The following is a 14,323-nucleotide window of genomic DNA, read 5'->3' as shown; positions in this document are numbered from 1 at the left end:
TCATCCGACACGTAGTCCAACGCGGTACGATCATTCGAAAGAGGGTTGACGGGGTGGCGAGAGGCTTGCGCCGCCCTTTGTGCGTCGTGAGTGACGCAAATCAAGAGCGCCGGGCGCGGCGCGGGATTTCACGGGGAAGCGGGCGCGCTTCCGGATGAGTGCGTTTCAGGAGCTGTGAATGGCGAGCAAGGCAAAGACGCTGCAGGTCAGGGAAAAGGAAAAAGATGACAAGGCCGCGGATGCTCCCGAAAAGGATACCGCGGACGCGCCGTCGCCGTTGCTCGACCTCAGCGATGCCGCCGTCAAGAAGATGATCAAGCAGGCGAAGAAGCGCGGCTTCGTCACCTTCGACCAGCTCAATGAAGTCTTGCCGTCCGACACCACCTCGCCCGAGCAGATCGAGGACATCATGTCGATGCTCTCCGACATGGGCATCAATGTGTCGGAATCCGAGGATGCCGACAGCGAGGACGAGAACAAGGAAGAGGCTGACGAGGAGACCGACAACGAGTTGGTCGAGGTCACGCAGAAGGCCGTTACCGAGGTCAAGAAGTCGGAGCCCGGCGAGCGCACCGACGATCCCGTGCGCATGTATCTGCGGGAGATGGGCACCGTCGAGCTGCTGTCGCGCGAGGGCGAGATCGCCATCGCCAAGCGCATCGAGGCCGGCCGCGAGGCGATGATCGCGGGGCTGTGCGAAAGCCCGCTGACCTTTCAGGCCATCATCATCTGGCGTGACGAACTCAACGAAGGAAAGATCTTCCTGCGCGACATCATCGACCTCGAGGCGACCTATGCCGGACCCGAGGCCAAGAGCAGCATGAACCCGGCCTTGCTCGGCGCGCCGGGCGGCCCCGGCGGCCAGCCGTTGTCGGCCGACGCTTCCGATGGCGCCTCGGGCGAGGGCGGCGCTGAAGCCACGGTCAACGCGCCCCCTTCGGCCCCGCCATCTCCGACGCCGTTCCGTGCGGCGCGCGCCGCGCCGGCGGGGGCTGCCGACCGGGAGGAGAAGATTCCGGGTGCGGCCGCGGAAGGCGAGATGGAGGAAGACGACTTCGACAATCAGATGTCGCTTGCGGCCATTGAAGCCGAGCTGAAGCCGAAGGTGGTCGAAACATTCGACAAGATCGCCGACAGCTACAAGAAGCTGCGCCGCCTGCAGGAAGCCGACATCTCCAACCAGCTTCAGAACGAGTCGCTCTCGCCGAACCAGGAGCGCCGCTACAAGAAGCTGAAGGATGAGATCATCGTCGAGGTGAAATCGCTGCGCCTCAACCAGGCGCGTATCGATTCGCTGGTCGAGCAGCTTTACGACATCAACAAAAGGCTGGTCTCGTTCGAGGGGCGCCTTCTGCGGCTCGGTGACAGCCATGGCGTCGCCCGCGAGGATTTTCTGAGGAACTATCAGGGCTCCGAACTCGATCCTCGCTGGCTCAACCGGGTGTCGAAACTCTCCGCGAAAGGCTGGAAGAATTTCGTTCACCACGAGAAGGACCGCATCAAGGAACTGCGCGGTGAGATCCAGCAGCTCGCGGCGCTGACCGGGCTTGAGATCGGTGAGTTTCGCAAGATCGTGCAGGGGGTGCAGAAGGGCGAGCGCGAGGCGCGCCAGGCCAAGAAGGAAATGGTGGAAGCGAACCTGCGCCTCGTCATCTCCATCGCCAAGAAATACACCAACCGCGGCCTGCAGTTCCTTGATTTGATTCAGGAAGGCAATATCGGCCTGATGAAGGCGGTGGACAAGTTCGAGTATCGTCGCGGCTATAAATTCTCGACCTATGCGACCTGGTGGATCCGGCAGGCAATCACCCGCTCGATCGCGGATCAGGCCCGCACCATCCGCATTCCCGTGCACATGATCGAGACCATCAACAAGATCGTGCGTACCTCGCGCCAGATGCTGAACGAGATCGGCCGCGAGCCGACCCCGGAGGAACTGGCGGAAAAGCTCGGAATGCCGCTGGAGAAAGTGCGCAAGGTTCTCAAGATCGCCAAGGAGCCGCTCTCGCTGGAGACGCCGGTGGGTGACGAGGAAGACTCGCACCTCGGCGATTTCATCGAGGACAAGAATGCGGTGCTCCCCATTGATGCTGCGATCCAGAGCAACCTTCGCGAAACAACCACGCGGGTTCTGGCGTCGTTGACGCCGCGCGAGGAGCGGGTGCTGCGCATGCGCTTCGGCATCGGCATGAACACCGATCACACGCTGGAGGAAGTCGGCCAGCAGTTCTCGGTGACGCGCGAACGCATCCGCCAGATCGAGGCGAAGGCGCTGCGCAAGCTCAAGCATCCTTCGCGGTCACGCAAGCTGCGGAGCTTCCTGGATAATTAGAGCATTATCGCGTCTGATTCCATCAGAGGCGGAAAGTGTCTAATCCATCAGTTCGCCGGGCGGGTGGCGCGGATCGTAGTCGCGCGGCCTGTTGGCGCCGATCACCTTGAAGAACGGCCAGACGAACACCGTGCCCGCCGCCAGCGGGCCGAGCGCGCGCCAGTCGCGCAGGAAGAGCGTCAGCACCAGCGGCGTGACGATGAATAGTAGCCCCGCGATCACGCCGGTCACCAGCATCACGGTGTGGCGTGTCTGCGAAACGCCGGCGACAAAGCGGATGGCGCCTGGAGGCGCGAGGGCAAGGCGGCGGTGCAGCGCGCGAACGAAGTCGCGATAGACCGGCGTGCGATCGTGATCGACCTCGCCGGAGGCGCCGCCATCGGTCACAACGAGGAAGCGGCCGTTGCGGAAATTGATGCGGCAGTTGTTGACGATCTCCTTGCCCGTGGTGCCGGCGGTCATGTTGATGGAGACGATGTCAGTCCAGAGCCTGCGGATCGCTTTACCCTCATTGTGCCAGAGAATGGCCGACTCGTGCCCGTCGTCGATCAGCGATACGCCATGATTGGGATTACGCCAGAAGAAGCGCTTGCCGTTTTGCAGGTAGTAGAGGTCGAAGGCCGTCGAGGCCGAGGGCGGGGGGACGGGGTCGATCATTGGGGGAGCATAGCGGATTCGTGTTCTGGTAAGAACACGTTGAGGATTGTTCTCCGGCGCGAACGAGGCGGGCTCCGCGCCCATGCCGCCCCGCGCCAAAGTCGTGCTATAAGGCGCGACGATTCAGCAAAAAGGGTTTGCAATGAAAATCCGTTTCGCCGTCGCCTTCGCCGCCGCCGTTCTCGCCGCCCCTATTGCATCGACCGCCGTGTCCGCCGCGCAATGCGGTGGCGACTTCGACACGTTCGTAGCGGAGATGTCGCGGGAAGCCGCCGCGAATGGAGTATCGCAGGGCGTGATTTCGCAGGCGCTCGGCGGCGTGCATCAGGATCAGGCCGTGTTGAGCTTCGACCGGCGGCAGCGCGGCACCTTCCGCAAGAGCTTCGAGCAATATGTCGCGACCCGCGTTACCGGCGGCCGCATCAAGGGCGGAAAGGCGATGCTGACGCGTCATGGCTCGCTGCTGTCGCGGATAGAGAAGCAATTCGGCGTGCCGCCGGAGATCATCGTTGCGATCTGGGGGCTGGAAACGGATTTCGGCCGTGGCGACATGGGCAAGCTGCCGGTGTTCCGGGTGCTCGCGACGATGGCGCATGACTGCCGACGCACCGAACTGTTCCAGCGCGAGCTTCTGGCGGCGCTCAGGATCGTGCAGCGCGGTGACCTGCGCCTGAGCGACATGGTCGGCGCCTATGCGGGCGAGATCGGGCAGACCCAGTTTCTGCCCTCGTCGTACATCAAGTACGGTGTCGATTTCGACGGCAACGGCCATGTCGACCTGCGTCATTCAGTACCGGATGTACTGGCCTCGACGGCGAACCTGCTGAAGGTCAACGGCTGGAAGGCCGGCGGCGACTATCATCAGGGTTCACCCAATTTCGAAGTGATGCGGGAGTGGAATCGTTCCGAGATCTACCGCAGGACCATCGGCTACTTCGCCGATAAGCTGGCGGGACGGTAGCTTCCGCTCGACCTCTGGCGCTCCTGTAGCATTTTTCTTCTGATCGAAACAGAAGCGAAGCCTGTTAGAGCCATTTTGGATTGAGATTACGCATAACCGGCGTGATTGAAGAAGTTGATGCATTGGTCTGGAGAGAAGAGATCGAGGATAGAACCGATCCTGTTCCAGAGTGCGGGGATCGATCGCTCGGCGGCCTTTCGCAGATGGGCCTTGAGCTTTGCGAACGCCATCTCGATCGGGTTGAGGTCGGGCGAGTACGGCGGCAGATAGCGCAACTGCGCGCCAGCGGCCTCGATGATTTGTCGAACATCGTCGTTCTTGTGGGCGGGCAGATTGTCCATCACCACGATGTCGCCTGGCTTCAGGGTCGGGACCAGGCATCGTTGCAGGTAGACGCGAAAGATCTCGCCATTCATCGGCTCGTTGATGACAAAGGGAGCGGTGATAGCGTCGTGGCGCAGTGCCGCGACGAAGGTGGTGATCTTCCAGTGACCGTGTGGAATCTTGCCGACCAGGCGTTGGCCACGGCGGCAGCGGCCACGCAATCGCGCCATGTTGGTCGAGGTGCCGGTCTCATCGATGAAGACGAGGCGGGCTGGATCAAGCAGCCCTTGTTGCGCTTTCCAGACCTCGCGGGCCATCGCCACGTCGGGCCGATCCTGCTCGGTCGCGTAAACGCTTTTTTTTGAAGCTGATGCCGCGCCGGTCGTAGAAGCTCCACACCGTTGCCACGCTGACCGTAATGCCGCGCTCGCGCAGCAGGACCCGGACTTCTTCAAGCGTGATATCCGACTGTGCCCCAATCAGGTCGAGCAGCCACGCGGCATGCGGCTCAAGAACCGCGCGACGATGACCGCGAAGGCCGCTCGGCGCCGTTCGTCCGTCAAGCCGCCACTGACGGACCCATTTGATCGCGCTGCTGGCACTCACCGAAAAAACCTTGGCCGCCGAGGTTGCCGAAAGCCCGCCCGCAACCGCACCAATCACCCGCTCGCGCAAATCAGACGAATAGGCCCGTGTCATCGCTGCCTCCGAATCAAGACAGCCAAACCCTGGCCCAGAAAAACCCCTCCGTGAATCCTCAAACGAGTCAGATCAACCCAAAAAGACTCTAGCTTAGCGCGTTTTCTTCGCGCGAACCGGTTGTCCGCCGAAGGTGATGGCGTTGACCCGCACCCGGACCGACCCATCGTGTCCGGTGTCCGGCCTGTCGCAAGATGAAGGTAACCCAGGTCCTTACACCTTACCCATGGTCTTGTTGAAGGTTTGGTCTTGTTGAAGGTTTGGCCTTGTTGAAGGTCTCGTGCCCCTGACGTACAATTTTACGGTTCGCAGGTCGACGATCCCATGATCTATTTATTTCTCTTTGCCGCGTCGTTTATCGCGTTTTCTCTCAGTGTCATTTGTGGCGGCGGCGCCGGATTACTGCTGATCCCGCTTCTTGGCTATTATCTTCCGGTCAGCCAGGTGCCGGCGGCGCTGACCCTTGGAACAGCAACAAGCTCAATTTCCAGAATTTGGATATTTTTCAACGCCATCCGTTGGGATATGGCCAGGCTGTTCTTGCCGACGGCAATAGTGGGAGTGGTTCTAGGCGCGAAGCTGCTGAGCTATCTGGAGCCGATGTATCTAGAGTTGTGCATGGGCCTGTTTCTGATTTCCAATCTTCCTTTACTTTTTAGAAAGCAGAAATCCAAACCTGCCTCATCCGCGTCGCTTGCTATTCCATCATGGCAGATCAGATCGGTCGGCTTTTTAGCCGGCTTCATTTCTGGTCTGACTGGTGCGGTTGGCGTCCTGTTTAACAGGTTCTATTTTCGCTGTGGTCTGGACAATCAGGAACTCATCGCTACCAGAGCCGCGAACGAAGCCTTCCTCCATGTGCTCAAGCTCTCCCTGTATGCATCACTGGGTTTATTTCAGCTGAAAACCATAGGGATCGGCGTGCTCGTCGCGCTGGCCGCTGTGCTGTCGTCAGGTTTCATGAAATTCGCCTTACCGGGAATATCCAGGGGACTGTTGATGCGCGCTGGATATGGCGCCATGGTGGTTTCTGGCGTGCTGGTGCTGAACAGCGCGGTGGGCGATATCAAAGTTGCAAACAACCCCGATCTCCGCGTGACCATCGAGGCGAAAGAACTAAACGCCAGATTGACCTGGAATACCTCGACCTACTTTGCAGAGGTGAGTTACGACGAAGGCTTGGAGATCGAAACGGTCGTTCCGCTGTCATCTCTTTCGCTTGATCGACAACGCCATGTCCGATCCTTGCAGGGCGGGGCCCCGAAAGTCGATATCGAAAAGGTGTACGCCCTGAAAGGTGTCTCGTATGAAGCCTATTATTTTGACGGTCAGAACCGTTTGATCAACAAGATCAAGTTCGACTGAAAACAGCAACGCTTATTTAGAAACGAGCCCGCAAAGTCAGCATAATACTCCTCGGTTCGCCTGGATAATTTCTGGACTTAATGGAGCGCAACGACGCGTAGTAATGCCGATCAGTAAGGTTATTTGCCGTCAAAGAGGCTTGGAGATTCTTTGAGAAATCGTAGTTCACCCGGGCCGATAGAATCGCAAACCCGCCTTGCGCTATTGGACCTTCCGAAATCCGGCTCTGAGCTGTTCGCCGTCAGCACGCATGAGACAAATTGAGGGACTTTCCGAAGGGAGGATTTCTGGTTCATCGTAGCCGCAAGGAGCGAAGATGAAGCAGAAATCCGGACCAGGCAAAGCGCCGGCAGAACAGGTGCTGAAGGACATCCGACGGCAGACGCGCCGGCATTATTCGGCGGAGGAGAAGATCCGTATCGTGCTGGAAGGACTGCGCGGCGAGGAGAACATCTCCGAGCTTTGCCGCCGCGAAGGCATCGCCGCCTCGATGTATTACGGTTGGTCCAAGGAGTTCCTGGAAGCCGGCAAGCGCCGGTTGGCGGGCGACACGGCACGTGCCGCAACCTCTGGCGAGGTGAAAGATCTTCGTCGGGAAGCCTCGGCGTTGAAGGAAGTCGTCGCCGATCTCACCCTGGAGAACCGTCTGCTAAAAAAAAGCATGAACGGGGATGGGGAGAACGAGGCATGAGGTATCCTGCGTCCGAGAAAGCCGAGATCATCGCGTTGGTGGAGCAGTCGCATTTGCCGGCCAAACGCACGCTGGACAAGCTCGGCATCCCCCGCGCCACGTTTTATAGATGGTACGATCGCTACCGCGCGGGCGGCATTGAGGCCCTGGCAGATCACCGCTCTCGACCGGATCGGGTCTGGAATCGTATCCCGGATGACGTCCGCGGCCAGATCATCGACCTGGCATTGGAGCTTCCGGAACTATCGCCGCGAGAGCTCGCCGTGCGGTTTACCGACGAGAGAAAGTACTTTGTCTCGGAGGCTTCGGTCTATCGGCTGCTGAAGGCGCACGACCTCATCACCAGTCCGGCCTATGTAGTGATCAAGGCGGCGAACGAGTTCAAGGACAAGACCACCGCCGCCAACCAGCTCTGGCAGACCGACTTCACCTACCTGAAGATCACCGGCTGGGGCTGGTACTATCTATCGACGGTGCTCGACGACTTCTCGCGCTACATCGTCGCCTGGAGGTTAGGTCCCACGATGTGTGCCTCCGACGTCACGGCTACGCTCGATCAGGCACTGGCCGCCTCTGGTCTGGATCACGTCAGCGTCAGGCAGCGGCCCCGGCTTCTCAGCGACAATGGTTCGAGTTACGTCGCGGATGATCTGGCCACGTGGCTCAGGGCCAAGGACATGCAGCATGTGCGCGGAGCGCCGTATCATCCTCAGACTCAGGGCAAGATCGAGCGTTGGCATCAAACGTTGAAGAACCGCATCCTGCTTGAGAACTACTATTTACCGGACGACCTCAAACGTCAGGTCGCCGCGTTCGTCGAACACTATAATCATGACCGCTACCACGAGAGCATCGGCAACGTTACACCTGCCGACGTCTACTTCGGCAGGGCTGAGACAATCCTCGCCGAACGACACCGCATCAAGCGCGACACCATCGCAAACCGTCGCTTGCAGCATCAGCTGCAGGCCGCTTAAACTCTAACCACAGATGAACCAGAGCCTCTCTTCTAGAAATGTCTGATCAGTCTCAAATTATCTGACGACGGACATTTCGGTCGATTTGGCGACGAGAACTCTGGAGTACAAAGCCACGGGGTCAGGTTGCTCTTTTGATTTTTGGAGTATTTGTTTGAACGAGACGAAGGAGCCGTTCCCGCGATAATAAATTCTTCCCTGCTATCGTGGAGAGGACGCGCTGGTCCTACATGCCAGGCGAGAAAGCCAGCTTCCTCCCCGCTTTTACTGCTCAAAAACCAACCGCCGCGTCACGTCGCTTCCCGCATTATCAGAATGCGCCAGAGCGCTCCGGCGGGGTTTCTATCGGTCAGCACCCAGCCCGGCGAGAATAAGACGGAAGCGTCTCCTCTGCTGAAGAGCTTTTCTCCACTGCTGCAATGCCGCAGTTGGCCAATTGTATCTTGTGCCTGACACCGGAGCGCCACGCGTTGAGCATGGCGTGCGCCGCGACATGGCGCATCTCTACACGCCGAATCGCTTGCCCCGTGAAGAGCAGATAGCGCATTACGATATCGAGCGCCTCGCTTAAAACATCCGCATCAGCGTACAAGGGCCACGGGTACAACAACATCACACGCTCCATTGTGACGTGTACATTCAACCTTGGTTTGGCTTTTTTGCCAAGGATCGTTGCGCATGGGAGATGCCATTGTTTCACGGGTCACCAACGCGACGTGTCTGTCCGACGTGACGGCTGCAACTGCATTTTCCCTCGTGCCCCGTCCGCGAGGCCACCTCGTGCCGTGCACGTATTCGCGCTTGAAGCATCCCGTCCTGGAATTGATGAGGTCGGGAATCTACCCTGCATGTGCGCCGGAGCGGGCTTGCCAGCCAATGCCTGCGGCATTCGCCTTCGAAAATCATAGACACCGGAACGTCGTCTCTGGATGTAGCTCATCGGATGTAGCTCATCACCGCCATCTGTGGACCACCCTTGTGGACTACGTTTGTGTAGCAGGGCGGCTTCTCTAAGCTTATGATCGCTCAGAGATTTCAGCTTTTCAATGTCTTAGAGCATTTTCCGGCGAAGTGGATACCGGTTCGCCGCAAGAAAATGCGACCAGACAACCGTTTCTAGAGCATGGTCCGATTCAACCTGATCGGATCATGCTCTAGGTTGAGCTGGCGCTCCCTAGGGGAATCGAACCCCTGTTTCAGCCTTGAGAGGGCCGCGTCCTAACCGCTAGACGAAGGGAGCGTACCGGACAGGCAATAACCTCGAAATCGGTACGCCGCAAGGTGCCTCTGGATATCAGGGCTCGCGTGCGAAATTCAGCGTTCCGGCCGACTGCAACGTGCGCAGGTTGAACGTTCGGATCTGGACGGAGCCGCCGAGATCGAGGGTCACCACGAGCAGGTCGCCAGCGACCGCGGTCGCGGTGATCCTGGCATCCTTCGGCAGGGTCGCGGTAACGTCGGCCGCCGGCCTGCTTCCCTCGACGCGGAAAAAGCGATAGCCGATGGCGACAAGAACGGCGCCAACGGCGAGGGCCGTGGTCAGACCAGCGATCAACATCATCCGCCGCACCCGCGCGAATAGCGCGGCCTGTTCCGGCGTCGGTTCAGGGTTTAAAGGCTCGGTCATGCAAGGCTCGGCTCTCAAGGGCTCACCATCGGATCAGAGGCTGGACGTTGTTGTCACCGGCGACGAGGGGGCAGTGCGCCTTGATCGTGTCCTTGCCGTTCATAGCCCAGATCTGTCGCGATCACGCCTGAAGTCCCTGATTCTCGCGGGTCACGTCAGTATTGTGAAAAAAGCTTCTGTTGCGGAGAGGACGGAAGGCCCGGTCCCTGTTCGCGACCCCGCTTATCATGTTGCTCCGGGAGATACGATCACAATCCACGTGCCGCCGGCAATATCGGCCAAACCGCAAGGGGAAGCCATCGCGCTGGATATCATCTACGAAGACGATGATCTCATCGTCATCAACAAGCCGAAGGGTCTGGTTGTTCATCCCGCGGCAGGCCACCACACAGGAACGCTGGTCAATGCACTCATTGCGCATTGCGGGGAAACTCTGTCCGGCATCGGCGGCGTCTGTCGGCCCGGCATCGTGCACCGGCTGGACAAGGACACCACCGGCCTGATGGTGGCCGCCAAGAATGATGCCGCCCACAAGTCGCTGGGCGCGCAATTCGCGGATCACGGACGCACGGGAGCAATGCGACGCGGTTACCTGGCTTTTGTCTGGGGACTGCCGAACCGTTCCCACGGCACAGTCGACGCCCCGATAGACCGGCACCCTTACGCGCGCGAAAAAATGGCCGTGCGCGCAGGCGGGCGGGAGGCGATCACCCATTGGGAGGTCCGGCAGGCCTTCAATGGCCGGGACGGAAAACCGGTGGCCGCTCTGCTCGCGTGTCAACTAGCCACCGGCCGCACCCACCAGATCCGGGTGCATCTCGCCCATGTCGGCCACCCGCTGATGGGTGATGGCGTGTATGGTCCCCATTTCAGGACCAAGGTCAGTCATCTGGGAGAGCGAGCCGCCGCGGCGCTCAGCGCTCTCGGCCGGCAGGCGCTTCACGCGTCCCTTCTGGTCCTTGAACATCCCCGGACCGAGAAGGTTCTGCGCTGGGAAACGGGGCTGCCGGAGGACTTGTCTTCTCTGCAAATGGCCCTGGTGGCGGCGGAATGACGCATCGTTCTTGAAAATTAAAGTGATAACAGATAGTTGAGATCGGATCACGAAAACGTAATCACTTTTTGTTCTTCTTTTTCCGAGCCATCTCTGGTATATGTTGCACCTGCGTTGAATACCCAACGTGGAACATCGCAGCGTGGTCGGCTTTAACAAGAGACTGCCTGCCGGGCTCGCCGCTGTCGGGGGCCTGAACCAGTGGAGGGCGCAACCATGGCCCGTACTGCTACCCTACCGGTTCTCAACGGAGAGAACGGACTTTCCCGCTACCTTTCGGAAATCCGCAAGTTTCCGATGCTGGAGCCGCACGAGGAGTACATGTTCGCCAAGCGTTTGCGCGAACATGACGATCGTGATGCGGCGCATCATCTCGTGACCAGCCACCTTCGGCTGGTGGCCAAGATCGCCATGGGCTATCGCGGCTACGGCCTGCCGATATCGGAAGTCGTGTCGGAAGGCAACGTCGGCCTGATGCAGGCGGTCAAGCGATTCGAACCTGAAAAGGGTTTCCGCCTCGCCACATATGCGATGTGGTGGATCAAGGCCTCAATACAAGAGTATATCCTGCGCTCGTGGTCGCTCGTGAAGATGGGCACGACCGCGAACCAGAAGAAATTGTTCTTCAACCTGCGGAAGGCGAAGAGCAAGATCTCCGCGCTTGACGAAGGCGATATGCGTCCGGATCAGGTCAAGCTCATCGCCAAGCGTCTTGGCGTCACGGAACAGGATGTCGTCGACATGAATCGCCGCCTCGGCGGCGATGCATCGCTCAACGCTCCGATCCGTGATGATGGCGAAGCCGGCGAATGGCAGGACTGGCTGGTCGATCAGTCGCCCAATCAGGAAGCCATCATGGCGGAGCATGAGGAGTTCGATCATCGCCGTCGGGCATTGACCGGTGCGATGGGCGTGCTCAATCCGCGCGAGCGCCGCATCTTCGAGGCCCGACGCCTCGCGGATGAGCCGATGACGCTGGAGGATCTCGCCGCCGAGTTCAATGTGTCTCGCGAGCGCGTGAGGCAGATCGAGGTTCGTGCTTTCGAGAAGGTGCAGTCAGCGGTGAAGACGACGATCGCACAGCAGGAACAAGCTGCCATGGAAGCCGCCCGCTGAAGCGAGAAGCTTCCGTTCAGAAATGAGGGTCGCCGCGTACCGGCGGCCCTTTTTGTTTGTTCGCATGGGTGTTCGCGATCAGCAGCGGTTTTTCTGTGAGGTGCGTACCGGCGCGCGTAAGGAAAACGGGTCTACAAGCAAAATCTCTCAGGCTATAGCGTTTTCGAGCGAAGTGGTGATCTGTTCGCGTGAAGAAAACGCGTCAAAACGATTCATGGAGCCCCGCTTCTGATCCACTCAGAAGCGATAATGCTCCAGGCTTAAAAGGCTTCATGAGAGGAGCACCAGCTCACGATGGCTCTGAATCGAATTTGATCCAGCACCATGATCGTGAGCAGCCCAGGATTTGAAGCGGATCGCGATACAATTCGCGTCCCTTTTTTCTTAGACTAGCTTCGCTCCAGTCCATCGAGGATGCGTTATGCTCTTTGATCGGACGGGATCTGCTGCGGCCATGACTGCGGTGCGATCGGTGGTGCGATGTCTCCGCATGAGGCGAACCGGTTTTTTCCGTCGTTCTTGGCCGCATAAAGCGCGTGATCGGCGGCGGCGAGCAGGTGTTCCGAACAGGCTCCCATCTCCTGGGTCCATTGAGCGAGCCCGATGGAGGCCGAGATAGGAACATCGGCGCCGGCGCATCCGGCGGCGTCTTCGCGACAGGCATTCAGCACGCGCTGCGCGATCTGCGCGCCTTGTTGCAGCGTTGTGGCGGGTAACAGGATGCAGAACTCATCGCCGCCGGTACGCGCCAGCAAATCGCCTGGCCGCAGCTGCATCTGCGCCATCAGCGTGAAATGCCGCAGGCAGGCGTCGCCGGCTGCGTGCCCGTGGGTGTCGTTGATCTGCTTGAAGCCGTCGAGGTCCATCATGAGGATCACGAAAGGTTCGCCGCTTCGCTCCGACATCGCACATGCATCTTCCAGCCGGCTCAGAAGCTGTCGTCGGTTGGCGACCCCGGTGAGGTCATCCACAAGCGCAAGGTCGGCGACTTCGTTTCGCAGGCGATCGATCGCCATCAAAAGAAATCCGAAGTTCCAGGTCATCGACAGAAACACCAGACCCAATATCAAAGCGGCCTGAAGACCATTGAAGTTGATATAGGATACTCCGCCGCCGATATCGAAAAAGGCGCAGACCGACCTGATGACGCTGACGCAAATGATAAGCACGCTGACTATTCCAGCGAGCTGTGCTCCCGAATTAATGCGGCCTGCCTTGCGCGACAGCACCATCTTCAACGTCATGGCGATCGGTAGCGCCTGAGCCGCTGAATAGATGAAAATGCGCATCGGCATATCGTCGCGCACATACACAAAGTAAGCGAGTCCGGCGACGCTCAAAGCGACCGTGAGAAAGGTCGTCCGCCAGGAGACTGGTCGTTCATAGAAGCGCCGAATGCCCATCGTGCAGAGGCAGATCGAGAAGATCAGGCCACCACCCCCGATGACCAGCGGCAGCATTGAATCGACGTGGCCGCGAAGCATGGACAGGGCGGAGAAAAGAGCGGCGAAGTAGGACGCGGCCGCCCAATAGGGCGCAGCCACCAGCGTCGGATAGCTCCGCATGACGTAGGTCCAGACCAGGCCCAGCGCCAGGAAGTTGGCGATAAACACCACCCATATCGTCGGCACGCTCAGCATGGCAAATCCCGGAGCACGCCGCCCCGCCTTCCCGGTGTTTTCTTGTGACTTTCCGTCTTTACCCAGCAACGTGCGACGGTAGCGATTAATGGAAGCTCACCGGGGGGAGAACACTCTCGGCGATGGTTTTGAAATGATGAACGGAATGTATGGGGTGAGGGAGGGCGTTCGGGTATTTTTGCGGGGAGCTAAAAAAAGCCCGCCGGCGAAGGGGGGTACACCGGCGGGCTAAGGGCGGACGAGGGATAGAGGCAATTTACCCGTCCGCCGAAGTTTGACTCATGACGAATATCGGGGCAGGCCGGTTCGACTTCTCATCCGCGGGTTAGTCAATGGAGTGCAGGTCGGAACTGCTCCGACCTGCACGTGGATAACCATTTCCGCTTACCCGGAGTTTCGCGTCAAGGGAGACTCTGCGCCTTCCTTCGTCGTTACGGTGTCGATGTTGTCGTAATAGGAATCAAGCTCTGCACGGCGCGCGGTCCAATCGAAGAGTTCAGAGCCGGAACTTCCGAACACACTCTTCGGATAGCCTTTCAGCCGATTCCCACTGATGTCGCTGCGATAGCCGTCGAGTTCGGAGTCGTATCTGAGCAGCCTCCATGGCACCGGATAATGTTCGTCGCCCACACCGAGAAATCCCCCGACGCTCAATACAGCGTAGGCAGGTTCCCCGCTGGATTTGTCAATCATAACGCGTTCGATCGAGCCGATCTTCTTGTCTTCGGCGCCATAGACAGCCTTCCCGGACTCCTTATCGCTGCCGATCAGGCTTTCAGAGTTTCCTTCCATAGCCATCAGCTTCTCCTTCGCTAGGTGGGAAATAAAAGCGATAGCCACACCGAATGTTCCTCGGTGCGTTTCAAAAGGAGGCGAGGAT

At 59.2% G+C, this 14,323-nt stretch carries 11 protein-coding genes and 1 tRNA gene; 6 read left to right on the top strand and 6 right to left on the bottom strand.

Going from position 1 to position 14,323, the window contains the following annotated elements; genetic code table 11:
• Positions 1-178 precede the first annotated feature (178 nt).
• A complete protein-coding gene (gene rpoD, locus NWI_RS12700; RefSeq protein WP_011315648.1) occupies positions 179-2,332 on the top strand; it encodes an RNA polymerase sigma factor RpoD in 2,154 nt (717 codons plus the stop codon).
• Between the two features lie 39 nt (positions 2,333-2,371).
• Here the strand turns inward: rpoD and NWI_RS12695 are convergent, their stop codons facing one another.
• On the bottom strand, positions 2,372-2,989 hold the full coding sequence (locus tag NWI_RS12695; RefSeq protein WP_148203863.1) for a hypothetical protein: 618 nt from the start codon (positions 2,987-2,989) through the stop codon (positions 2,372-2,374).
• 142 nt (positions 2,990-3,131) lie between these two features.
• Here NWI_RS12695 and NWI_RS12690 point away from each other — a divergent pair, with 142 nt between their 5' ends.
• Positions 3,132-3,950: a lytic murein transglycosylase gene (locus NWI_RS12690; protein WP_011315646.1), complete on the top strand. Its 819-nt coding sequence runs from the start codon at positions 3,132-3,134 to the stop codon at positions 3,948-3,950.
• Positions 3,951-4,036: 86 nt separating this feature from the next.
• Here NWI_RS12690 and NWI_RS17105 read toward each other — a convergent pair.
• Positions 4,037-4,973, bottom strand: a protein-coding gene (locus tag NWI_RS17105) for an IS630 family transposase (RefSeq protein ID WP_148203782.1) whose coding sequence is annotated in 2 segments (ribosomal slippage) — positions 4,037-4,636 and positions 4,638-4,973 — 936 coding nt in all. Because the reading frame shifts where the segments join, the coding sequence is not laid out codon by codon here.
• Positions 4,974-5,297: 324 nt separating this feature from the next.
• On the opposite strand from NWI_RS17105, the gene NWI_RS12675 reads away from it, so the two are divergent.
• Together NWI_RS12675 and NWI_RS12665 are read left to right on the top strand one after the other, a co-directional pair.
• Positions 5,298-6,338, top strand: coding sequence for a sulfite exporter TauE/SafE family protein (locus NWI_RS12675; protein ID WP_011315645.1), 1,041 nt, complete (start codon positions 5,298-5,300; stop codon positions 6,336-6,338).
• A gap of 316 nt (positions 6,339-6,654) precedes the next feature.
• Positions 6,655-8,006, top strand: a protein-coding gene (locus NWI_RS12665; RefSeq protein ID WP_148203862.1) for an IS3 family transposase whose coding sequence is annotated in 2 segments (ribosomal slippage) — positions 6,655-6,988 and positions 6,988-8,006 — 1,353 coding nt in all. Because the reading frame shifts where the segments join, the coding sequence is not laid out codon by codon here.
• 1,165 nt (positions 8,007-9,171) lie between these two features.
• Here the strand turns inward: NWI_RS12665 and NWI_RS12655 are convergent.
• Both NWI_RS12655 and NWI_RS12650 read right to left on the bottom strand, forming a co-directional pair.
• Positions 9,172-9,246 (bottom strand) — tRNA-Glu (locus NWI_RS12655).
• A 54-nt stretch (positions 9,247-9,300) separates the two neighbouring features.
• Positions 9,301-9,633: a hypothetical protein gene (locus tag NWI_RS12650; RefSeq protein ID WP_011315644.1), complete on the bottom strand. Its 333-nt coding sequence runs from the start codon at positions 9,631-9,633 to the stop codon at positions 9,301-9,303.
• On the opposite strand from NWI_RS12650, the gene NWI_RS12645 reads away from it, so the two are divergent.
• Together NWI_RS12645 and rpoH are read left to right on the top strand one after the other, a co-directional pair.
• Positions 9,632-10,687: an RluA family pseudouridine synthase gene (locus NWI_RS12645; protein ID WP_011315643.1), complete on the top strand. Its 1,056-nt coding sequence runs from the start codon at positions 9,632-9,634 to the stop codon at positions 10,685-10,687. The two genes, NWI_RS12650 and NWI_RS12645, sit on opposite strands and share 2 nt — an antisense overlap.
• 216 nt (positions 10,688-10,903) lie before the next feature.
• Complete coding sequence (gene rpoH, locus NWI_RS12640) at positions 10,904-11,803, top strand: RNA polymerase sigma factor RpoH (RefSeq protein ID WP_011315642.1); 900 nt, start codon at positions 10,904-10,906, stop codon at positions 11,801-11,803.
• A 419-nt stretch (positions 11,804-12,222) separates the two neighbouring features.
• Here rpoH and NWI_RS12635 read toward each other — a convergent pair whose 3' ends face one another.
• Both NWI_RS12635 and NWI_RS12630 read right to left on the bottom strand, forming a co-directional pair.
• The gene (locus tag NWI_RS12635) at positions 12,223-13,443 is read right to left on the bottom strand and encodes a GGDEF domain-containing protein (RefSeq protein WP_011315641.1); all 1,221 of its coding nucleotides are present in this window, start codon (positions 13,441-13,443) and stop codon (positions 12,223-12,225) included.
• Between the two features lie 384 nt (positions 13,444-13,827).
• Positions 13,828-14,241, bottom strand: coding sequence for a PRC-barrel domain-containing protein (locus NWI_RS12630; protein ID WP_011315640.1), 414 nt, complete (start codon positions 14,239-14,241; stop codon positions 13,828-13,830).
• Positions 14,242-14,323 lie beyond the last annotated feature (82 nt).

The organism is Nitrobacter winogradskyi Nb-255, from assembly GCF_000012725.1.
Classification (GTDB): Bacteria; Pseudomonadota; Alphaproteobacteria; order Rhizobiales; family Xanthobacteraceae; genus Nitrobacter; species Nitrobacter winogradskyi.
The sequence above is the reverse complement of the archived record's forward strand: the minus strand, read 5'-3'. Positions and strand labels throughout refer to the sequence as shown.

Bases quoted from the DNA above. Each gene is read 5' to 3' on its own strand.
- NWI_RS12675 (WP_011315645.1), top strand. From the start codon at position 5,298: ATGATCTATTTATTTCTCTTTGCCGCGTCGTTTATCGCGTTTTCTCTC.
- NWI_RS12645 (WP_011315643.1), top strand. From the start codon at position 9,632: ATGCAAGGCTCGGCTCTCAAGGGCTCACCATCGGATCAGAGGCTGGAC.
- NWI_RS12630 (WP_011315640.1), bottom strand. From the start codon at position 14,241: ATGGCTATGGAAGGAAACTCTGAAAGCCTGATCGGCAGCGATAAGGAG.
- rpoD (WP_011315648.1), top strand. From the start codon at position 179: ATGGCGAGCAAGGCAAAGACGCTGCAGGTCAGGGAAAAGGAAAAAGAT.
- rpoH (WP_011315642.1), top strand. From the start codon at position 10,904: ATGGCCCGTACTGCTACCCTACCGGTTCTCAACGGAGAGAACGGACTT.
- NWI_RS12695 (WP_148203863.1), bottom strand. From the start codon at position 2,989: ATGATCGACCCCGTCCCCCCGCCCTCGGCCTCGACGGCCTTCGACCTC.
- NWI_RS12635 (WP_011315641.1), bottom strand. From the start codon at position 13,443: ATGCTGAGCGTGCCGACGATATGGGTGGTGTTTATCGCCAACTTCCTG.
- NWI_RS12650 (WP_011315644.1), bottom strand. From the start codon at position 9,633: ATGACCGAGCCTTTAAACCCTGAACCGACGCCGGAACAGGCCGCGCTA.
- NWI_RS12690 (WP_011315646.1), top strand. From the start codon at position 3,132: ATGAAAATCCGTTTCGCCGTCGCCTTCGCCGCCGCCGTTCTCGCCGCC.